This is a genomic window from Nocardiopsis sp. ATB16-24 (assembly GCF_030271535.1).
Lineage (GTDB): Bacteria > Actinomycetota > Actinomycetes > Streptosporangiales > Streptosporangiaceae > Nocardiopsis.
Genome location: NZ_JASCXJ010000006.1, coordinates 192,755 through 212,653 on the forward strand (window position 1 = coordinate 192,755; position 19,899 = coordinate 212,653).

Consider the following 19,899-nt stretch of genomic DNA (forward strand, 5'->3'; position numbering starts at 1 on the left):
CGAGGGACGAGGAACGATGGACGAACGTATGGCCGACATGGCCTACTCGGCGGGATGGGCGCTGGTGCGAAGAGCGCCCGAGCGGGTGGGGAGAGCCGTCTTCCGGCGTCTGGCGGATCGCGCCTGGCGCAGCCACAACGAGGGTACGCGTGGACTGGAACGCAACCTGCGAAGGCTGCTCGGCCCCGAGACCACCGACGCTCGGCTGCGCGCGCTCTCACGCGCGGGGATGCGCTCCTACATGCGTTACTACTACGAGATGTTCCGCCTCCCCGCGATGGAGGAGGAGTACATCCTCGGCCGTACCCGCGTCACCGGCATCGAGGCGTTGGAGGAACACGTCCGCTCCGGCCGCGGTGTGGTCGCCGCGCTGCCGCACATGGGCAACTGGGACCATGCCGGGGCCTGGATCACCCTTCGGGGCATCCCCCTGACCACCGTCGCCCAGCGTCTGCGACCGGAGAGCCTCTTCCGACGGTTCACCGCCTATCGGGAGTCCCTCGGGATGGAGGTCCTACCGCTGACGGGCGGTACCTCCAACACCGTGGGGACCCTGGCGCGGAGGCTGCGCGGGGGAGGCCTCGTGTGTCTGCTCGCCGACCGCGCCATCGGAGGGGCGGGTCTTGAGGTCGAGTTCTTCGGCGAGCGTGCGCGTGTGCCCTCCGGCCCGGCGGCACTGGCCATGAACACCGGGGCCGCGCTGATGCCGGTCTCCCTCTGGTACGACGGCCCGTACTGGAACATCCGTGTTCACGACGAGATCCCCGTCGCCGAGGGCGCGACCCGCGCCGAGCGGATCCACACCACCACACAGGAGCTGGTCCGGGTCTTCGAGGGCGCGATCGCCCGGCACCCCGAGGACTGGCACATGCTCCAGCCGGTGTTCAGTTCCGACCACGCCTCCTCCTCGCGGGAGTCGTCGGAGACGACGCCCCGGGGCTCCGCCCTCGGTAGGACCGACGACGGACGGAAATCGGGCATGCCCGCGGCGGGCGGGGTAGAGGATGGGAACGGCATCGGAAAGAACCGCTGCGAACGCGACGAACGGAACGGGTGACCGCGCATGCGGGTCGGTCTGGTCTGCCCCTACGCCTGGGACGTGCCGGGCGGAGTGCAGCAGCACGTCGGAGACCTCGCCGAGGCGCTCATCGCCATGGGCCACGAGGTGTCGGTCCTGGCGCCGGTGGGCGAGGCCGACGGCCACGGCCTTCCCGACCATCTCGTCCCCGCGGGCAGGCCGGTCCCGGTGCCCTACAACGGCTCGGTGGCCCGTCTCAGCTTCGGCCCCAGAACCGCCTCCCGCGTACGCCGATGGATAGCCGAGGGCGGGTTCGACGTCCTGCACATCCACGAACCCTCCGCACCCAGTGTCTCGTTGCTGGCGTGCTGGGCGGCCGACGGTCCGTTGGTGGCCACCTTCCACACCGCCAACCCGCGCTCCCGTGCGATGGCCGTCGGTTCTCCGGCGCTGCGTTCGGCGATGGAGAAGATCAACGGACGCATCGCGGTCTCCCAGGCGGCGAGACGCACCCTGGTCGAGCACCTGGGCGGTGACGCCGTGCTCATCCCCAACGGGGTGGCGGTGCGCAGGTTCGCCGCCGCGGAACCGCTGCCGGGGTGGCCGGGGGAAGGCGGCTCCCTCGGTTTCCTCGGGCGTGTGGACGAGCCCCGCAAGGGCCTGGGCGTCCTGCTGGAGGCCTTCGCCCTGATGGCGCCGGCACGGCCGTCCCTGCGCCTGCTCGTGGCGGGGCCCGGTGATCCCACGGCGGCCCTGAGCGCGGTCCCCGAGCATCTGCGCGAACGCGTCGTACTGATGGGCCTCCTGGACGAGGACGACAAGGTGCGCGCCTACCACTCGGTGGACGTCTTCTGCGCTCCCAACCTGGGCGGTGAGAGTTTCGGCATCGTCCTGACCGAGGCGATGGCCTCGGGGGCGGCCATCGTGGCCAGCGACATCCCGGCCTTTTCCGCGGTCCTGGACGGTGGTACGGCGGGAGAGCTGTTCACGGTGGGGGACCCCGTCGACCTGGCCGAGCGCGCCGGCGCGCTGCTCGACGCCCCCGAGCGGCGGGCCGCGCTGTCCCTGAGCGCCCGACGCGCGGTACGCGCCTACGACTGGGAGACCGTCGCCGCCGACGTGGCCCACGTCTACGAGACCGTCCTGATGTGGGACGGGGCCGGCCGTGGTCGACCCACGGGGGTACGTCTGGACCCCGGGCCGCGTGCCGGTGCGCTGCTGCGCCGGGGGGCGCCGTGACGGTCATCGCGATCCTCGGGGTCCTCCTGGCCCTGGTGTTGTTCGGCTTCTACCTGTCATGGCGGGCCACCCGTCTGCATCGCCTGCACCATCGGGTCGACACCGCCCGCGCCGCCCTGGACGCGGCGCTGTCGCGCCGCCTGACCGCCGTGCTCGACCTGCTCGACGCGGATGGTGTGGAGGAGGGCGGGGAGTTGGCCGAGGCGGCCCGGGCCGTGGGCACGGCGGAGCGGGACCGACGGGACCTGGCGGAGAGCACGCTCTCCCGTGTACTGCGCGAGTCCCTGGAATCCCCGGAATTTCGGGGGTCGGCCGAGCGTTGGGACGGGTTGCGGTCCCAGTTGACCGAGGTGGAGGCGGCGGCCAAGGGCGTCCACATGGCCCGCACGTTCTACAACGACGCCGTCTCCGACACCCGTCTGGCACGTCGCTCCAGACTCGTGAGGATGCTCCGGATCGCGGGCACGGCACCGCTACCGGACTACTTCGAGATCGACGACCAGCCGCCCCGGATCCCGCTTCTGCCGATCGGGCCCGACACCCCGTAGGAGGAAGGTCCTTCGGAACACCGATCTGACCAGAACCTCCCACAGGGGGTGGAAGTAGGGTGGGGGATCGGTCGACCATCGACCAAGGTGCGGTGCCGACGGCGTCCTCGCACTGTCGAGTCGCCCGCCCGCCGAACCTTCGCGCGGTCCCGCCCACAGCGTCCGTCCGAAGGACGTGGCGCCGTGGGAGAACCGCGTCCTTCGTAGAACGAGACATCGGGAGTCCGAAACCGTGGCCAGATCGAACACCTCCGACAACGACGTTGGCACCGAACGGGTCAAGCGCGGCATGGCCGAGCACCTCAAGAACGGTGTCATCATGGACGTCGTCACGCCCGAGCAGGCCAAGATCGCCGAGGACGCCGGGGCCGTCGCGGTCATGGCCCTGGAGCGGGTCCCCGCCGACATCCGCAGGGACGGTGGCGTCGCCCGCATGTCCGACCCCGACATGATCGACGGCATCGTCGACGCGGTCTCCATCCCCGTCATGGCCAAGGTGCGCATCGGCCACTTCGTCGAGGCGCAGGTCCTGGAATCGCTCGGTGTCGACTTCGTCGACGAGTCGGAGGTCCTCACACCCGCCGACGAGGCTCACCACATCGACAAGTGGGCGTTCACCGTCCCGTTCGTGTGCGGTGCCACCAACCTGGGCGAGGCCCTGCGTCGTATCGCCGAGGGCGCGGCCATGATCCGCTCCAAGGGCGAGGCCGGCACGGGCAACGTCGTGGAGGCCACCCGCCACATGCGTGCGATCCGCGCCGAGATCAGGCGGCTGGGAACGTTGGACGAGGCCGAGCTCTTCGGCGCGGCCAAGGAGCTGGGCGCCCCCTACGAGATCGTCAAGGAGGTCGCCGAACTGGGCGGGCTCCCGGTCCCCCTGTTCTCCGCCGGAGGCGTGGCGACCCCGGCCGACGCGGCGCTCATGCGTCAGCTCGGCGCCGAGAGCGTGTTCGTGGGTTCGGGCATCTTCAAGTCCGGGAACCCGGCCAAGCGCGCGGACGCCATCGTGCAGGCCACCGCGCACTACCAGGACCCCGCCGTGATCGCGCGCGTGTCCCGGGGGTTGGGCGAGGCGATGGTCGGCATCAACCTGGACGAGTTGGCCGACACCGAACGTTACGCCGGTCGGGGCTGGTAGAAGGCGTCGCCCGTGCCGGACGCGCCGTCCCCACCGGCCGTCCGGCCCACGTCCATCGGCCCGCGGGCGGATCGGGGCGGGCCCCTGATCGGCGGACCCGTCGTCGGAGACCTCGCCTCCCCTGTCGGCGCGATGGTGGTCCGCGCGCCTCGGGTGGGGCCGGTGGAGCCGGGGCGCCCGTACTCGGTGACGTCCGGGCCCCCGGCAGGGCCGATAGGATCGTCGCCGTACGGCAGGGCGGCCTGATCGCCACGTCCTTCCACCCCGAACCGACCGGCGATACGCGCATCCACCATCTCTTCGTCGATTTCGTGAAAGGACATCCATGGCCGGCCACTCGAAGTGGGCCACCACCAAGCACAAGAAAGCCATCATCGACGCCAAGCGCGGCAAGCTCTTCGCCAAGCTGATCAAGAACATCGAGGTGGCGGCCCGTACGGGCGGCGGTGACCCCGACGGGAACCCCACGCTCTACGACGCCATCCAGAAGGCGAAGAAGAGCTCTGTTCCGCTCGACAACATCGAGCGTGCCCGCAAGCGCGGCTCCGGGGAGGAGGCCGGCGGCGCCGAATGGCAGACCATCATGTACGAGGGCTACGCCCCCGGCGGGGTCGCTCTGCTGGTGGAGTGCCTGACCGACAATCGTAACCGCGCCGCCTCCGAGGTGCGTGTGGCCGTGACCCGCAGCGGGGGCAACATGGCCGACGCCGGTTCGGTGTCGTACCTGTTCAACCGCAAGGGCGTGGTGATCGTGCCCAAGGAGGGCACCACCGAGGACGACGTGACCATGGCGGTCCTGGACGCCGGAGCAGAGGAGATCGAGGACCTTGGTGAGGTTTTCGAGATCGTCTGCGAGGCCACCGACCTGGTACAGGTGCGCACCGCGTTGCAGGAGGCGGGGATCGACTACGAGTCCGCCGACTCCAGCTGGCTTCCCACCATGGAGGTCCCCGTCGACGCCGAGACCGCCAGGAAGGTCCTGCGGGTGGTCGACGCGTTGGAGGACTCCGACGACGTGCAGAACGTCTACACCAACGCCGACATCCCCGACGAGGTCCTGGCCGAGATCGGCTGACCCGGGGACGCGTCCGGCGGACACCTCATCCGACCCTCGGCCGACGGTGTCCACCGGACACGTCATCGCGCACGCCTGTGGCCGCGCTCCTGGACAAGGGGCGCGGCCACAGGCGTCTTGCGTGTTCTCTCAGTCCCCGCCGTGGTTCAGCAGATCACGGACCCGCTCCGGCTCCTCGTAGGGCGCCAGATGGCCGGCTCCCTCGATGACGTGCACGTTGGCGTCCAACAGACGCCGGGCCGCGCCGTGCAGGAGCGAGGGTGAGAAGACACGGTCGTGGGAACCCGTCGCCACGGTCACCGGAACACCGTGCCAGTCGCTGAACTCCTCCCCACGGAGCATCCCGGGGACCGGTACCGTCCGGCAGTGCCGCCCCATCAGCGTCATCCACTCCTGGAGTGGATGGGAGTCGTGCTCCGGTCCCGCCCGGTGCGGAGCGCACAACGTCTCCAGCAGCCGGGCGCTGGTCCGTTCGCTGGGGGAGAGGCGCCACGCACCGGTCGCGATCCGGCGTTCGAGACTGAACAGAGGGTCGGCGAGCCCCGCCGGGTTGACCAACAGCATGCGCTCCACCAGTGGTGAGGGCAGGGACGACAGGGCGGCGACCGCGCCCAGAGCGTGCCCCATGAGTATCACCGGCCGGTCGGTGATCTGCGGGAGCAGGGCGTCGAGCCAGAGCCCGTAGGAACCCGGACGCTGCCCGAACACGCGGCGCGAGGAACTCAGCCCCGGCTGTCCCGGCATGTCGGCCAGGATCACGGTCCGGTCCTCGGCCACCAGGCGGGCGAACCCGGTGAGGGTCGCCGAGTTGAGGACCGCGCCCGACAAGACCAGGACCGGTGTTCCCGAACCTCCCTCCAGTACGTGCACCCGGGTGGAGCGACCATCCGCGGTCAGCTCCGGCAAGGGGCGCATCCCCGGGCAACCCACCAACTCCATCTCACACCACGAGCGCACCGCGACCTCGCCTGCTCTGGATCGGTATACGTGTGCGTACACCGGTGCCTGGGACAACATCTCTCACCTGGGATAGGGCAGAAACCAACGGCGTACGACGCGGGCCCTGAACCGCGTGTGCCAGGACTGGAGTCCATACCCCGGTCAGGGTATGGGAAGTTCGCGTACACGAAACGGAAGAGACAGACCCGACAACGCACTGATCAGGCGTCCCACGCACGCGGAACGCCTGATCAGCCGGTTGTCCTCAGCGAAGCGGATCGAGCGCGCGCAGCTCCTCCGGACGCTCTCCGGTGGCGATCTGCTCGGCGAGCAGCCGCCCTGTGATCGGTCCGTGGGTGAGTCCCCACATGCCATGCCCGCCGGCCATGTAGACGCCGGGCGCCCGGGTCGCGCCCACCAGTGGCATGCCGTCGGGGGTGACCGGGCGGGAGCCGACCCACTCGTCGGTGCGCTCGTCCCACTCCACACCCGAGAGATAGGAGCGGGCGGAGGCGATGATGGCCTCGATGCGCCGCCGGACCAGTGCCGCGTCGGGACGGCGGAACTCCATCGTCCCGGCCACCCTCAAGGAGCCCTGGTAGGGCGTGCACGCGACCCGGGCCTCGGGAAGGTAGACCGGGCCGGGCACGGGCTCGCGGGTGGGCACGGTGAAGGAGTAGCCCCTGCCCGCGCGGACCTGGGTGCGCACGCCATGGGCCCGGGAGAGCCGGTCGAACCAGGCTCCGCTGGACACCACGACCGCGTCCGAGGTGATCGGCTCGTTCTCGGAGGAGGTCGTGATGACCGTGCCGCCACCGGTGTGGATGTCGGCCACCTCGAACCCACCGCGGATCTCCCCGCCGCGTTCGACCACGGACCGGGCCAGGTTCTGCACCAGGGTGCCCGGATCGACGTAGCGCTGGCCGTCCATGCGCACGGCCGCCCCGACGTTCTCGGAGGCCTGAGGCAGGGCCTCACGCGCCTGGTCGCCGGTGAGCGCTCTGTAGTCCAGGGACAGACCGGAACGGGTCACGCGTTCCAACTCGCGCAGCAGACCGGTCGCCGCACGGGGCGATCGGAAGAGCGCGGTGATGGGCGCGTCCACCATGGTCGTCTCCACCCCGCCCTTGGCCAGGACGTCGAAGGCGTCCAGGCACGCGGTGTTGAGCGGCAGGTTGGCGTGTACGGCCCGGTCCCACGCGCTCCAGCGGCAGTGGGCGGCGAACCGGGTGAGGAACAGCCACAGCTCGGGGTCGATGGTGGCCGGAACCGACAGCGGAGCGGCGGGGTCCAGGAGGGAACGGATCCCGTAGCGCAGGACTCCGGGTTCGTTCAGGGGCAGGGCGAGCGCGGGGGAGAGCCACCCGGCGTTGCCCCAGGACGAACCCGCACCGACGTCGCCGCGGTCGACCACGGTGACGTGTACGTCGCGCTCCTGGAGGAACCATGCGGTCGAGAGTCCGACGATCCCCGCCCCCACGACCAGCACCCTTCGTGCGTGGCCGTCGAGACCCATGTCCGTCATTCCCGTGTCTCCCCCTCAACGATGTACGTCTTCATCCGCCAGCACCAGCCTGCTCGAACACGCCGTGTAAAGGCTTGTCGGAAATGGACAAAGGGGCTCCTTCCGTTTGTGGGGCCCGGCCAAGATTCCGCGTGACCCGATCCCGCTCTTCCAGCGTAAGTGACGAGCGTCATCCGCCGCTCGTGGCGACCCCGTGGACTCCGGCGGTGGCCGAGGCCGGGCCTGGGGGACGTCGTCGATCTCGGCCCGTCCCCGGGGGAGGGGCCGGCACACCGACGGGTGCGTCTCCCGCGAGGAGGGGCGGTGGTCGAGGGACGAAGCGGCGGGCCACGTTTCGACGCTAGTCTTCGGAAGGCCCCCGGCGCGTTCCGACACGCCCGCGGGCGTTGCGGCGGAGTGCCCGTGGATCCCGCTAGCATGAGTGCGAACGGGCGTTCGAGAAGGGTGGGGTACGTGCGGGTGTTGGGGATCGATCCAGGGCTGACCCGATGCGGTGTGGCCGTGGTCGAGGGGGCCGTCGGCCGACCTCTCACCCTGCTCGGCGCCGACGCCATCCGTACCAGTGCCGACGCCGACCTGCCTCGACGGCTGGTGGGGATCGAACGCGGTATCGAGCAATGGCTGGACCTTCATCGGCCCGACGCCGTCGCGGTCGAGCGGGTCTTCGCCCAGCACAACCTCAGCACCGTGATGGGCACCGCCCAGGCCAGCGGTGTCGCCCTGGTCTGCGCGGCCCGGCGTGGACTGCCCGTGGCCCTGCACACCCCCAGTGAGGCCAAGGCCGCCATCACCGGCAGCGGCCGTGCGGACAAGGCGCAGGTGGGGACCATGGTGGCGCGTATCCTCGGTCTCGACGGGCCTCCACGGCCCGCCGACGCGGCCGACGCCGTGGCCCTGGCCATCTGCCACATCTGGCGCGGTGGGGCCCAGGCACGTGTGGCCCGGGCCCAACAGGACTTCGCCCGCAAGGTGGAACTGGCCCGCCGCAGCCGCGGCCGGTAGAGCCCCGCTCCAGGAAGGAGAAGGGCACCACCGTCGGTGCCCACACGAGATGATCGCGTTCCTCACCGGCCGGGTGGCCGCACGTGGCGTGGCCAGCGCCGTGATCGACGTGGGCGGGGTCGGCATGACCGTGCAGTGCACCCCCTCCGCCCTGTCCCGCCTGCACGTGGGCGAGACCGGTACCGTCGCCACCAGCCTCGTCGTCCGCGAGGACTCCCTGGCGTTGTTCGGCTTCGCCGACGAGGACGAGAAATACCTGTTCGAGCGGTTGCAGACCGCGTCGGGCGTCGGTCCCCGTCTGGCCCTGGCCATGCTGTCGGTCCACAGTCCCTCCGGCCTGCGCCACGCGGTGTCGACGGAGGACACCGCGGCCCTCACCCGCGTGCCGGGCATCGGAAAGAAGGGGGCCCAGCGCATCGTCCTGGAACTCCAGGGCAAACTCGACGCTCCCGTGCCCACCGACGGCGCTCCGCCCGGCGCCGGCGCGACCGCCTCCGCGGGCGCGCCCGACGGTGCCTGGCGGGGTCAGGTCGTCTCCGGCCTGGTCAACCTGGGCTGGTCGGCCAAGGACGCCGAGGCCGCCGCCTCCGCGGTGGCCTCCGAGGCCGAGGAGACCGACGACGTCGCCGCCCTCCTGCGCAGCGCCCTGCGCAGGCTCAGTCGCGCTTAGGGAAGGCAGGACCCGTGTACCACTCCCACGACGAAGCAGGCGGACCCGCCTCCGGCGGGGTCCCCCCCTACGAACGCGGGGCGGTCTCGCCCGAGGCCGGTGCGGACGAACGCCAGATCGAGGGGGCCCTGCGTCCCAAAGGACTGGACGAGTTCGTCGGCCAGGAGCGCGTACGCGAACAGCTCTCCCTGGTGCTGCGCAGCGCGCAGCGGCGTAACCGGGCGCCCGACCACATCCTGATGTCGGGTGGGCCGGGACTGGGCAAGACCACTCTGGCCATGATCATCGCCGCCGAACTCGGCGCTCCGCTACGGATCACCTCGGGGCCGGCCATCGAGCGTTCGGGCGACCTGGCCGCCGTGCTCTCCACCCTCCAGGAGGGCGAGGTGCTCTTCCTCGACGAGATCCACCGCATGGCCCGCCCCGCGGAGGAGATGCTCTACGTCGCGATGGAGGACTTCCGGGTCGACGTCGTGGTCGGCAAGGGGCCCGGGGCCACGGCCATTCCCCTGGAGATCGCCCCTTTCACGCTGGTGGGGGCCACCACCAGGGCGGGGATGCTGCCGGCACCGCTGCGCGACCGCTTCGGGTTCACCGCGCACATGGACTTCTACAGCCCCCAGGAGCTGGAGCTGATCCTGCACCGCTCGGCGGGGCTGCTCGGCGTCCCCCTGGAGGAGGACGCGGCCCGGGAGATCGCCGGGCGCTCGCGCGGCACTCCCCGGATCGCCAACCGGTTGCTGCGCCGGGTGCGCGACTACGCCGAGGTGCGCGGTGACGGCAGGATGTCGCTGGCCACCGCGCGGGCGGCGCTGGAACTCTACGAGGTGGACGAGCTGGGACTGGACAGACTCGACCGGGCCATCCTCGACGTGCTGATGAACCGGTTCCGTGGCGGGCCGGTCGGCCTGTCCACGCTGGCGGTCTCGGTGGGGGAGGAGGCCGAGACCGTGGAGGTCGTGGCCGAGCCCTTCCTGGTCCGTTCCGGTTTCCTGGCCCGGACCCCGCGTGGCCGGGTGGCCACCCCCCAGGCCTGGGCCCACATGGGGTTGACGCCCCCGCCCGACGCGGCCTTCGGCGCGGCCGCGGCCAACGGAGGTTCCTCCTCGGGCGGTCCGTCGGGTGGCGGCGGCGCCGTGACCCCCTGACCAGGGGTTCCGACATGGGGACGCCCTCGGAAGCGAGGGGCGTGCGCGGGAGTCCGGGTCCGAACCGTTAACACTCCGATCCCCGCCGGTGGGATATCGGTGACCGGTGACACGTAGGCTGGAGTCGAAACAAGCCGATACGGGGCGAAGCTCCGTGCGTGTCGTGGCGCACCGGTGGAACGAGTCGGACCTCCGACGCGTTGTACGTGCCGGGTACGGTTCGGGCCGCGCGGTTCGAACCGCTACGAAGAAGGTGGTCGCGGCGGCGTCCGAAGTCGACAGCCGCCGGCCACACGACGAAACGTCAGGAAGGACGCCCCGTGCAGGGCCTTTACCACCTCGCAGCCGAAGGAGAGCCCACGGGCGGACTCCTCGGCATGATGTTCCCGTTCCTGCTGATCCTTCTGGTGTTCTGGCTGCTGTTCTGGCGTCCGAACCAGAAGCGCCGCCAGCAGGAGATGCAGATGCACGACTCCCTGGTCCCCGGCGTCGAGGTGATGACCAAGGCCGGTATCTTCGCGACCGTCGTCGAGATCCACGATCGTGACGTCCTGCTGGAGATCGCGCCCGGTACGCGCATCCGCATGATCAAGGCCGGTATCGGTGAGGTGATCACCCCACAGGAGGACGACACCCCCGTGGAGGACCGTCCCGACTTCGGCGACGACGACAGGCCCAAGGGCTGACGACAGGCCCGAGGTCCGAGGAGGCCCGAACCTTCTCGGCCACGGACCAAAGCACGGCGGAGACGTGAGATGAGCACCGTTCCGGGCACCGCGGAACGTCCTCGCCCCCTCCCGATCCGTTCACGGCCTTCCACCGGCCCCGGGAAGGTTCTTCGGCACTCCCGGGCCGTGGGACGCCCTCGCCCGATTCGGCCCGGTGGGTCCGCCGGTACCGGCGGACCCACCGGCGGGGCGCGTCCGTTTCGGTGGCGCCCCACATCACGACCATCCACACTCCAGAAGGTTCCACCGCACATGCCCGACGACACCGCGATCGCGGATCCAAGCCCGAGCACGGACCTGATCCAGGCGCACATCCGTGACATTCCGGACTTTCCGCAGCCCGGGGTCCTGTTCAAGGACATCACGCCGTTGCTCAACGACCGGGAGGCCTTCGCCGCGGCCGTGGACGGGATGGCCGAACCCTTCCTCGGAGCGGGGGTGGACCACGTCGTCGGCCTGGAGGCACGCGGCTTCATCTTCGGGACACCGGTCGCCATGGCGTTGGGGGCCGGTTTCGTTCCCGCGCGCAAAGCCGGGAAACTGCCCGCGCGGACCCTCGCGCAGGCCTATGATCTGGAGTACGGCACCGCGACCGTGGAGATCCACGCCGACGCCGTCGCACCGGGCGGTCGTGTGCTGATCGTCGATGACGTCCTCGCCACCGGCGGCACCGGCAGGGCGGCGGTGGATCTCGTCCGCAAGGCGGGTGGTACGGTCGTGGGATTCTCCGTCCTGATGGAGCTCGGAACGCTCCGGGGACGGGAGAAGTTGCCCGACGTGGAGCTGCACACCCTCCTCTCGGTCTGAGCCCGCCGAACCGCGCCGCGGCCCACGCGCCTCCCCCCGGGGAATGCGCGAAGGCCCGTCATCGTTGACATACTCCACCACCTGGGGTGTCGCCCCGGGTGGTCTGTGTCACATCCGCCGACCGCGGTGCGAGCGGGTGGGCAGGGACTCTCCCCGATCCCACGGGGAAGGTCTCACTAGACTGGTGGGGGACCGCGGCGGCCATGTCATGACTGGCCCTGATGACACGCACGTGCACCGGTGGAGCCGGGCGGCGCTGACGGCGTCCGAGCACCGGGCGGACCCGCGGGAGGTAGACATGCCAAGCGAAGTGGTTTCGACCGGGGCCGTGATGGCGAACGGGACGCGGCAGGACGCCTCGGCAGGCCCGCGGCCGACCATGTCGGGAGGGCACGCGGAGAACACCGGTGTGCCGGGTGCGACCACGAGAACACAGGCAGACCGCCCGGAGGGCGCCGCGGGAGCAGCGGCGCCCTCCGGTGTCTCCGGTGTGGGGGCCACACGACATCAGTCCCCCTCCACCACGCCCTCCACGGTGCGAGTACGCAGAAGGCTCGCCCGACTCGGCGCCCAGCGGGGAGTGACGATGAACCCGGTGCTCGAACCATTGATCAAGACCGTGCGAGCCACCCATCCGAAGGTGGACGTGCGGCTCATCGAGCGCGCCTACGAGGTCGCCGCCCACTACCACCGGGACCAGAAACGCAAGAGCGGCGACCCCTACATCACCCACCCCCTCGCGGTCGCCACGATCCTCGCCGAACTGGGCATGCAGGAGGCCACCCTGGCCGCCGCGCTGCTGCACGACACCGTCGAGGACACCGAGTACTCGCTGGAGGCCCTGCGCGCCGACTTCGGGGACGAGATCGCCGAACTGGTCGACGGTGTCACCAAACTGGACAAGGTCAAGTACGGCGAGGCCACCCAGGCCGAGACGGTCCGCAAGATGGTCGTGGCCATGGCCCGCGACATCCGCGTGCTGGTCATCAAACTGTGCGACCGCCTGCACAACATGCGTACGCTGCGCTACCTGCCCTCCAAGGCCAAACGGGAGAAGAAGGCGCGGGAGACGCTGGAGATCTTCGCCCCGCTCGCCCACCGCCTCGGGATGAACACCATCAAGTGGGAACTGGAGGACCTGGCCTTCGCCACCCTCTATCCCAAGCGTTTCGACGAGATAGCCCGGCTGGTCTCCGAACGCGCACCGCGCCGGGACGTCTACCTGCAAGAGGTCATCGAGGCGGTCTCCGCCGACCTGCGGGAGGCCAAACTCAAGGCCACCGTCCGAGGTCGGCCCAAGCACTACTACTCGATCTACCAGAAGATGATCGCCCGGGACTGCGGCTTCGACGAGATCTATGACCTCATCGCCGTGCGGGTACTGGTGGACAGCGTCCGCGACTGCTACGCGGCGCTGGGGACCATCCACGCGCGGTGGAACCCGGTGCCGGGGCGGTTCAAGGACTACATCGCGATGCCCAAGTTCAACATGTACCAGTCGTTGCACACGACGGTCATCGGACCTTCGGGCAGCCCCGTGGAGTTGCAGATCCGTACACGGGCGATGCACCGGCGCGCCGAGTACGGCATCGCCGCGCACTGGAAGTACAAGGAGGACCGCGGCAGGGGCGGCGAGAGCAGGCCCAAGGGCAGTCCCGACATGCAGTGGCTGCGCCAGCTCATCGACTGGCAGCAGGAGACCAAGGACCCCGGGGAGTTCCTGGAGTCACTGCGCTTCGACCTGTCGGTCCAGGAGGTGTTCGTCTTCACCCCGGGCGGTGACGTGATCTCCCTGCCCCAGGGCGCCACCGCCGTCGACTTCGCCTACGCCGTGCACACCGAGGTCGGCCACCGCACCGTGGGGGCCCGGATCAACGGTCGCCTGGTGCCCTTGGAGAGCGAACTGCACAACGGCGAGACGGTGGAGATCCTCACCTCCAAGACCGCCGACGCCGGCCCCAGTCGGGACTGGCTGAACTTCGTCAAGAGCGCCCGGGCGCGCAACAAGATCCGGCACTGGTTCACCAAGGAGCGCCGCGAGGCCGCGATCGAGCACGGCAAGGAGGAGATCGCCAAGGTCATGCGCAAGCAGGAGCTGCCGGTCAAGCGCCTGTTCAGCGGGGAGGCGCTCATCGCCCTGGCCAGCGACCTGCGCTACGCGGACCTGGACTCGCTCTACGCGGCGGTGGGGGAGAACCAGGTCAGCGCCCAACACGTGGTGGGCAAGCTCGTCGACTCGCTGGGGGGCCTGGAGAGTCACACCGAGGACATCGCGGAGTCGGCCCTGCCCACCAAGGCGGCGCGCCACCGCCAGCACGGCAACCCGGGCGTGGTCGTGGAGGGGTCCCCCGATGTCTGGGCGCGCCTGTCCAGGTGTTGTACGCCCGTGCCGGGGGACGAGATCGTCGGTTTCGTGACGCGGGGCAACGGGGTGTCGGTACATCGCAAGGACTGCGTGAACACCACGACTCTGGACACCGACCGCATGGTCGAGGTGCAGTGGTCTCCGACCGAGGATTCGATGTTCCTGGTGGCGCTGCACGTGGAGGCGCTGGACCGTTCCCGGCTGCTGTCGGACATCACCCGAGTGCTGTCCGACCAGCACGTCAACATCCTGTCCGCCACCGTTCAGACCAGTCGTGACCGGGTGGCGCAGAGCCGCTTCACCTTCGAGATGGCCGATCCCGCCCACTTGGGCAGCGTGTTGCGCGCGGTGCGGGGGGTGGACGGCGTCTACGACGTCTTCCGCGTCCGTAACTGAGGCCCCGGGCACCCTCTCGGGGCACCCGGGGACCGGGTACCTCCGCTCAGATGCGGACCGTGGTCGAGCGCACGATCGCGAAGACCGGGTGGCGGTCGGCCTCGGCGGCGAACACCTCGGCGGGGGCGTCCGGTGGTGTCTCGAAATAGGGACCCACCACGGCCGCGCGAGGATGGTCCAGGTACTCCTTCAACAGCGGAGCGGCCTCCTCGGCCCCCAACTCGCGCACGCTGATCAGTTCGATCCAACCGCCTTGCCGCAGTGTCGCGAAGCCGTCCTCACGCAGGTTGCGGACCCAGTCGGTCTCCCCGTACGGGGAGACCAGGAACCGCCCGTGATCGCTGTCCAGCACGCTGAGCGGGATGGTGCGCAGGAAGCCCGACCTGCGCCCACGCGTGGTGAGCAGGTGCAACTCCGGCGGGCACACCCCGTACTTGACGAAGCCGCTGACGAAGGCGTTGGCGGTGCGCCGAAGCCGTGTCATCTCGAACCGCTTCGTCGGTTCGTTCCCCATCTCGGTAACTCCCTCGCTCGGATGCTCACCATTGTGGTGCTTGCGCCCCACCGATGGCGCCGTGGACGCCGGGAGTCCCCGTCTGAGGACTCCCGGACACGAGGTGAGGCTCTCGAAAGACCCTCCTACCGGAACGCGGAGAGCCCCGTCACCGCCTGACCGATGCTGAGCGCGTGGATCTCCTCGGTGCCCTCGTAGGTGGCGACCGTCTCCAGGTTCACCATGTGTCGCATCACCGGGTACTCCAGAGTGATGCCGTTGGCCCCGTGCATCGAACGCGCGGTGGCGGCCACGCGTTGGGCGGCGGCCACGCACGAGAACTTGCCGAAGCTCACATGGTTGTGGTGGCACTCGCCCCGGTCCTTGAGCCGTCCGATGCGCAGAGCCGTCATGTTGGCGTGGTTGACGTCCACGACCATGTCGGCGAGCTTGCGCTGGGTGAGCTGGAAACCGGCGATGGGGCCGCCGAACTGCTCGCGACTGAGCGTGTAGTCCAGAGCCGCCTCGTAACAGGCGCGGGCCGCGCCCGCGGCACCCCACACGATGCCGTAGCGGGCCTCGTTCAGACACGACAGCGGCGACCCCAGCCCCCGGGAGGCGGGCAGTAGCGCCTCGGAGGGCAACCGCACCTCCTCCAACACCAGTTCGGAGGTGAGGGACGCGCGCAGCGACAGCTTCCTGTGGATGACGTTGGCGGAGAACCCGGGGGTGTCCGTGGGCACCACGAACCCGCGGATCCCTTCGTCGGTGGCGGCCCACACCACGGCCACGTCGGCCACCGAACCGTTGGTGATCCACATCTTGGTCCCGTCGAGCACCCAGTCCGTTCCGTCCCGGCGCGCGCGGGTGCGCATGGAACCGGGGTCGGAACCGGAGTCCGGCTCGGTCAGTCCGAAGCAGCCGATCGCCTCACCGGCCGCCATGCGCGGCAACCACTCGTTCTTCTGCTCCTCGGAGCCGAACTTGTGGATGGCCGTCATCGCCAGTGAACCCTGCACCGACACGAAGCTGCGCAGACCCGAGTCGACGGCCTCCAGCTCCCGGCAGGCCAGACCGTAGGCGACCGCGCTGGAACCGCCGCAGCCGTACCCCTCCAGATGCATGCCGAGCACCCCGAGGTCGCCGAAGGCCTTGGCCAGACCGCGCGGGTCGGGCAGGGTGCCCGCCTCGAACCAGTCGGCCACGTGCGGCAGCAGCTCGCGTGCGGCGAAAGCGCGCACGGCGTCACGGACGTCCCGTTCGACGTCGGACAGGTCGGCGTCCACGGCCAGGAAGTCGCGCGGGTCCGGGGCGGCGGGCCTGCGGGGGTCGCTCATGGTGAAAGTCCCTTCGTGCTGTGTTCGGCCGGTGCGACCGAGCGGGTGCGAAACCGCGCCGTCCGACGACGGCGTGGTCCGTACGGTCTCCGTGTTCACGGTAGGTCGGACTGCTGGACGGCCCCGCGCTCGATCATCTCGTCCACGCGTGCCCGGTCCAGACCCAGTTCGGTGAGGATCTGACGGGAGTGCTGCCCGAGCAGCGGCGGAGCGGTGAGCGGTGGAGGGGTGTTCTCCAACCGAAAGCCCGCGCGCACCTGTTCGAGCAAGCCCGCGGTGGGATGTTCCACGGTGCGCAGGACGTCGTCACCGCCGGCGTCGGCGGTGCGCAGGGCGTCCAGTACCCCTCGTACCCGCCCCACCGGAACCCCGGCCTCCACCAGCACCTCCATCCAGTGGTCGGCGGGCATGGAACGCAGGGTCGCCGACAGTTCGCCGACCAGTTCCTCCCGGTGCGCCACGCGGCCGGAGTTGGTGGCGTAACGGGGGTCGCCGCCCAGGTCCAGGCGGTCCAGGGCCGCGCACAACCGCTGGTACAGGGCGTCGTTCCCCGCGGCGATGACGATCTCCGCGTCCTGGGTGGGGAAGGTCTGGTACGGCACGATCGTGGTGTGGGCGTTACCGACCCGGGGCGGCTCGGTCCCCGTCACCAACGCCTGCTGGGTGAGGTTGACCAGGCCGGACAGGGTGGAGTTGATCAACGACACGCTGACGTTCTCCCCCCGCCCGGTCGCGCGTGCCCGCATGAGCGCACCGAGCACTCCCACGGCCGCGTTCAGCCCGGTGAGCACGTCGCTCAGGGCCACGCCGACCTTGCTCGCCGGTCCCTCGGGCGGTCCGGTGGTGGCCATGAGACCGCTCTCGGCCTGCACCACGATGTCGAAGCCGGGTCGTGTGTCCGGCTCGTGCTCGGGGCCGAACCCGCTCACCGAGCAGTACACCACGGCCGGGTTGCGGGCACTGACGGCCTCGTAGCCGAGGCCGAGCCGGTCGATCACCCCGGGCCGGAAGTTCTGGATCACCACGTCGGAGGTCGCGCACAACTTCTGCACCGCGGCCAGTCCCTCGGGATCCTTCAGATCCACGGCGAGGCTGCGCTTGTTGCGGTTCACCGACAGGAAGTAGGCGCTCTCACCGGTGCCGGGCCCATCGGCACCGGCCCACGGTGGGCCCCAGGCGCGGGTGTCGTCACCGCGTCCGGGCTGCTCCACCTTGATCACCTCGGCGCCCATGTCGGCGAGCAGCATGGTGGCGTAGGGCCCCGCCAGGACACGGGAAAGATCGGCGACGCGCACCCCAGCCAGAGGCGGGGCCGCCGGGACGTCGGACCACTGGTCGGCCTCGGCCGGGGGCACGTCCCCGTGGTCCGCTGCGGAAGGAGGGGAAGTCAATGCGGTGCTCACTCCTCGCTGTCGGGGGTCTCGGGCGATCGGGCGCCCTCACGCAGGTGGTGGTACGTCTCCAGGCAACGGCGCAGGGCGGTGGTCAGCGCCGCACCGGACTGGCCCGCGTACCGTGTCTGTACTCGCCGTAGGAGTCCGGAGAGGTCCTCGGTCACCGAGGAACCCTCCACCAGGGCGCGGAAGAAGTCCTTGGCCAGGTCGGTGAGAAGGGTGGTGTCCGCGGCGACGATACGGTCGTCCGCGGTGTCCACCGCCAGGACCACGCCGAGGCGCTGGTACTGGGAATGGCTCGCCACCGTGTCGGGAAGACGGGCGTAGCCGGAGACCAGGACGACTCCGGGGTCGCGGAAGAGCTGCTGGATACGGTCGTGGCCGTGCAACGTGGACACCTCTCGCTCGCGGGCACGCGAAAACTCCGATGCTCTGGAGTCTCGCGCCTGGAGGGCGGTCGGGGAAACCGGACACCCGCGGCGTGAGGGCAGGCAGGCACAAGTATGTCCTCACGGGATTCGAGGGTGTCAAGCGGGGCGGGGTCCCGAGCGTCCCGTCCGGTGGTGCCCCGGTGCGATTCCCCAGCCGGTGCGGGAACCGCGCGTGGTCGGGACGACGGAGCACGGCGGTACCTTGCCCCAGCCCCGTACGACAGGAGCTGGCAAAAGGCGAAATAGGGTACATAACACCCACCTGTGTGCCGAGGGTCACCTCTCCAGGGGTACCATCGGGCCCTGACAGCATGGCGCGACGCTGCCTGGGTCAGACCGGCCCCTCCCGTGGCGCGTCCTGCCTCCCGCGAGCGGACCGGCTGGGGGAGCATGATCGTGACCAACGCACGAGGACCTGAGACGGGGCCGCTCACTGCCGTGTCCCGTGGACGAGAATCGGCATCGGCGACAGGCCACCGGTCGCGCCTGGTCCCGCTCCGACCGTGTGCGGAGGAGTCCCCCCACGCCCTCCAGACGGAACACACCCGCCTGCACCAGGCCTTCCTGGGGCGGGTGATCGACTACCTGTGCGCCGACGCGGGCGTGCGCCAGTTCGTCGACTGGGGGTGTCCGGTGCCCGGCACGGCCGAACGCGTCCGCGACGCCTGCTCCGGCGCCTCGGTCGTCCATGTCGCCCCGCACGGTACGGCCGGCGTGCTCTCCACCGCGGGTGCGGCCGTGCTCTCCGGCGAAGGATCCGGTGTCGACGCGCTCCTGCGTCGGCTCGGCACCTCCGGGCTCGTCGACTTCGACGAGCCCGTCGCCGTTCTGATGACCCGACCCTTCACCGCCGGCGACCCGCCGACCGGGACCGACGCCCTGCACGCCCTCATGCGCGGCGGCGGTTACCTCGCCCTCGCCTCCACCGCGCCCCACGCCGTGGCGGAGCGCGCCTTCCTCCCCTTCCAGCCCCTGGAGCCCGGCGTCGCCGACATCGCGTGGTGGCCCTACCCTGACGAGGACGTGTCCGACAAGGGCACCGGAATCGTCGCGGGGCTGGGTCGTGCCCCCGTCCAGGGGAGGGGAACACGTAGATGGCGGTGAACTGGGCCGGCGAGATCCTGGCACAGTCGCAGTTCTACTGGGAGTACTCCCTGTGGCCCCGGCTGGAGGGGCTCACCGACGAGGAGTTCTTCTGGGAACCGGTGCCCGGAGCCTGGACGGTCCGCAGGACCTCCACCGGGCGACACCAGCCCGACTCGGCCGTTCCCGAACCGGAGCCGCCCCCGGTGACCACCATCGCCTGGCGGCTGGGACACATCGCCGTGGACATGCTGGAGATCCGCGTCAACTGGCACTTCGGTGACCGCACCGCCACACGTGAGGACATCGACTGGCCCGCGAGCGCGGTCGAGGCCAGGCAACGGCTGCGCCACGCCTACCAGGCCTGGTCCGGGCACATCCGGCGACTGGACGACGAGGCCCTGGCCGCCCCCGTGAGCAGTGCCGAGGCACCGCAGTGGGCGGGTTTTCCGATGGTCGCCCTGGTGCTCCACGTCAACAGGGAGATCATCCACCACGGTGCGGAGGTGGCGGTGCTACGCGACCTGTACCGCGCCGGCCACGGCGGTTGAGCGCGCCACGGT

At 70.3% G+C, this 19,899-nt stretch carries 19 protein-coding genes and 1 pseudogene; 14 read left to right on the top strand and 6 right to left on the bottom strand.

The window, feature by feature from the left end; genetic code table 11:
• The first annotated feature begins 16 nt into the window (after positions 1 to 16).
• The 6 genes and pseudogenes from PFX91_RS09685 to PFX91_RS09710 all read left to right on the top strand — a co-directional run bounded on the left by PFX91_RS09685 (position 17) and on the right by PFX91_RS09710 (position 5,018).
• Positions 17 to 1,057, top strand: coding sequence for a phosphatidylinositol mannoside acyltransferase (locus tag PFX91_RS09685; protein ID WP_285731009.1), 1,041 nt, complete (start codon positions 17 to 19; stop codon positions 1,055 to 1,057).
• A gap of 6 nt (positions 1,058 to 1,063) precedes the next feature.
• The gene (locus tag PFX91_RS09690) at positions 1,064 to 2,257 is read left to right on the top strand and encodes a glycosyltransferase family 4 protein (RefSeq protein ID WP_285731010.1); all 1,194 of its coding nucleotides are present in this window, start codon (positions 1,064 to 1,066) and stop codon (positions 2,255 to 2,257) included.
• A gap of 35 nt (positions 2,258 to 2,292) precedes the next feature.
• Positions 2,293 to 2,805, top strand: a complete 513-nt coding sequence (locus PFX91_RS09695) for a LemA family protein (protein WP_285731108.1) — start codon at positions 2,293 to 2,295, stop codon at positions 2,803 to 2,805.
• A gap of 232 nt (positions 2,806 to 3,037) precedes the next feature.
• Positions 3,038 to 3,943 carry a pyridoxal 5'-phosphate synthase lyase subunit PdxS gene (gene pdxS, locus PFX91_RS09700; RefSeq protein ID WP_285731012.1) on the top strand — a complete coding sequence of 302 codons (906 nt, stop codon included), beginning with the start codon at positions 3,038 to 3,040 and terminating at the stop codon, positions 3,941 to 3,943.
• A 135-nt stretch (positions 3,944 to 4,078) separates the two neighbouring features.
• Positions 4,079 to 4,353, top strand: a pseudogene (locus tag PFX91_RS09705) (pyridoxal 5'-phosphate synthase glutaminase subunit PdxT); the annotation flags it as partial.
• Positions 4,269 to 5,018, top strand: a complete 750-nt coding sequence (locus PFX91_RS09710; RefSeq protein WP_285731013.1) for a YebC/PmpR family DNA-binding transcriptional regulator — start codon at positions 4,269 to 4,271, stop codon at positions 5,016 to 5,018. The pseudogene PFX91_RS09705 and the gene PFX91_RS09710, both read left to right, overlap by 85 nt.
• 129 nt (positions 5,019 to 5,147) lie before the next feature.
• Here the strand turns inward: PFX91_RS09710 and PFX91_RS09715 are convergent, their stop codons facing one another.
• Entirely contained in the window at positions 5,148 to 6,035 is an 888-nt protein-coding gene (locus PFX91_RS09715) for an alpha/beta fold hydrolase (RefSeq protein WP_285731015.1), read from the bottom strand.
• A gap of 187 nt (positions 6,036 to 6,222) precedes the next feature.
• Positions 6,223 to 7,482 (bottom strand): NAD(P)/FAD-dependent oxidoreductase, encoded by a 1,260-nt coding sequence (locus PFX91_RS09720; protein ID WP_285731016.1) that lies wholly within the window; start codon positions 7,480 to 7,482, stop codon positions 6,223 to 6,225.
• 453 nt (positions 7,483 to 7,935) lie between these two features.
• Here PFX91_RS09720 and ruvC point away from each other — a divergent pair, with 453 nt between their 5' ends.
• From ruvC to PFX91_RS09750, 6 genes are all read left to right on the top strand, one after another.
• A complete protein-coding gene (gene ruvC, locus PFX91_RS09725; RefSeq protein WP_285731109.1) occupies positions 7,936 to 8,484 on the top strand; it encodes a crossover junction endodeoxyribonuclease RuvC in 549 nt (182 codons plus the stop codon).
• A 49-nt stretch (positions 8,485 to 8,533) separates the two neighbouring features.
• A complete protein-coding gene (ruvA, locus tag PFX91_RS09730) occupies positions 8,534 to 9,154 on the top strand; it encodes a Holliday junction branch migration protein RuvA (protein WP_285731018.1) in 621 nt (206 codons plus the stop codon).
• 14 nt (positions 9,155 to 9,168) lie between these two features.
• The gene (gene ruvB / locus PFX91_RS09735) at positions 9,169 to 10,302 is read left to right on the top strand and encodes a Holliday junction branch migration DNA helicase RuvB (protein WP_285731020.1); all 1,134 of its coding nucleotides are present in this window, start codon (positions 9,169 to 9,171) and stop codon (positions 10,300 to 10,302) included.
• Between the two features lie 320 nt (positions 10,303 to 10,622).
• Entirely contained in the window at positions 10,623 to 10,988 is a 366-nt protein-coding gene (yajC, locus tag PFX91_RS09740) for a preprotein translocase subunit YajC (RefSeq protein ID WP_285731023.1), read from the top strand.
• Positions 10,989 to 11,282: 294 nt separating this feature from the next.
• A complete protein-coding gene (locus tag PFX91_RS09745; RefSeq protein ID WP_285731024.1) occupies positions 11,283 to 11,837 on the top strand; it encodes an adenine phosphoribosyltransferase in 555 nt (184 codons plus the stop codon).
• A gap of 586 nt (positions 11,838 to 12,423) precedes the next feature.
• A complete protein-coding gene (locus tag PFX91_RS09750; RefSeq protein WP_285731026.1) occupies positions 12,424 to 14,598 on the top strand; it encodes a RelA/SpoT family protein in 2,175 nt (724 codons plus the stop codon).
• Between the two features lie 46 nt (positions 14,599 to 14,644).
• Here PFX91_RS09750 and PFX91_RS09755 read toward each other — a convergent pair whose 3' ends face one another.
• The 4 genes from PFX91_RS09755 to PFX91_RS09770 form a co-directional block, all read right to left on the bottom strand.
• Positions 14,645 to 15,112 carry a nitroreductase/quinone reductase family protein gene (locus PFX91_RS09755; RefSeq protein ID WP_285731028.1) on the bottom strand — a complete coding sequence of 156 codons (468 nt, stop codon included), beginning with the start codon at positions 15,110 to 15,112 and terminating at the stop codon, positions 14,645 to 14,647.
• Between the two features lie 125 nt (positions 15,113 to 15,237).
• On the bottom strand, positions 15,238 to 16,428 hold the full coding sequence (locus PFX91_RS09760) for an acyl-CoA dehydrogenase family protein (protein ID WP_285731030.1): 1,191 nt from the start codon (positions 16,426 to 16,428) through the stop codon (positions 15,238 to 15,240).
• Between the two features lie 95 nt (positions 16,429 to 16,523).
• On the bottom strand, positions 16,524 to 17,783 hold the full coding sequence (locus PFX91_RS09765; RefSeq protein ID WP_285731110.1) for a CaiB/BaiF CoA transferase family protein: 1,260 nt from the start codon (positions 17,781 to 17,783) through the stop codon (positions 16,524 to 16,526).
• Positions 17,784 to 17,827: 44 nt separating this feature from the next.
• Positions 17,828 to 18,211 (bottom strand): DUF3870 domain-containing protein, encoded by a 384-nt coding sequence (locus PFX91_RS09770; protein ID WP_285731032.1) that lies wholly within the window; start codon positions 18,209 to 18,211, stop codon positions 17,828 to 17,830.
• A gap of 432 nt (positions 18,212 to 18,643) precedes the next feature.
• Between PFX91_RS09770 and PFX91_RS09775 the strand changes: the two genes are divergently transcribed.
• Together PFX91_RS09775 and PFX91_RS09780 are read left to right on the top strand one after the other, a co-directional pair.
• Positions 18,644 to 19,357 (top strand): class I SAM-dependent methyltransferase, encoded by a 714-nt coding sequence (locus tag PFX91_RS09775; RefSeq protein WP_285731033.1) that lies wholly within the window; start codon positions 18,644 to 18,646, stop codon positions 19,355 to 19,357.
• Entirely contained in the window at positions 19,348 to 19,887 is a 540-nt protein-coding gene (locus PFX91_RS09780) for a DinB family protein (protein ID WP_285731034.1), read from the top strand. Before PFX91_RS09775 ends, PFX91_RS09780 begins: the two co-directional genes overlap by 10 nt.
• The last annotated feature ends 12 nt before the right edge of the window (positions 19,888 to 19,899 follow it).

What these genes read in the sequence shown, in the direction of transcription:
- PFX91_RS09685 (WP_285731009.1), top strand. Translation starts at nt 17, where the DNA reads ATGGACGAACGTATGGCCGACATGGCCTACTCGGCGGGATGGGCGCTG.
- PFX91_RS09690 (WP_285731010.1), top strand. Translation starts at nt 1,064, where the DNA reads ATGCGGGTCGGTCTGGTCTGCCCCTACGCCTGGGACGTGCCGGGCGGA.
- PFX91_RS09710 (WP_285731013.1), top strand. Translation starts at nt 4,269, where the DNA reads ATGGCCGGCCACTCGAAGTGGGCCACCACCAAGCACAAGAAAGCCATC.
- PFX91_RS09715 (WP_285731015.1), bottom strand. Translation starts at nt 6,035, where the DNA reads ATGTTGTCCCAGGCACCGGTGTACGCACACGTATACCGATCCAGAGCA.
- PFX91_RS09720 (WP_285731016.1), bottom strand. Translation starts at nt 7,482, where the DNA reads ATGACGGACATGGGTCTCGACGGCCACGCACGAAGGGTGCTGGTCGTG.
- ruvA (WP_285731018.1), top strand. Translation starts at nt 8,534, where the DNA reads ATGATCGCGTTCCTCACCGGCCGGGTGGCCGCACGTGGCGTGGCCAGC.
- PFX91_RS09745 (WP_285731024.1), top strand. Translation starts at nt 11,283, where the DNA reads ATGCCCGACGACACCGCGATCGCGGATCCAAGCCCGAGCACGGACCTG.
- PFX91_RS09750 (WP_285731026.1), top strand. Translation starts at nt 12,424, where the DNA reads ATGAACCCGGTGCTCGAACCATTGATCAAGACCGTGCGAGCCACCCAT.
- PFX91_RS09755 (WP_285731028.1), bottom strand. Translation starts at nt 15,112, where the DNA reads ATGGGGAACGAACCGACGAAGCGGTTCGAGATGACACGGCTTCGGCGC.
- PFX91_RS09760 (WP_285731030.1), bottom strand. Translation starts at nt 16,428, where the DNA reads ATGAGCGACCCCCGCAGGCCCGCCGCCCCGGACCCGCGCGACTTCCTG.
- PFX91_RS09775 (WP_285731033.1), top strand. Translation starts at nt 18,644, where the DNA reads ATGATCGTGACCAACGCACGAGGACCTGAGACGGGGCCGCTCACTGCC.
- PFX91_RS09780 (WP_285731034.1), top strand. Translation starts at nt 19,348, where the DNA reads ATGGCGGTGAACTGGGCCGGCGAGATCCTGGCACAGTCGCAGTTCTAC.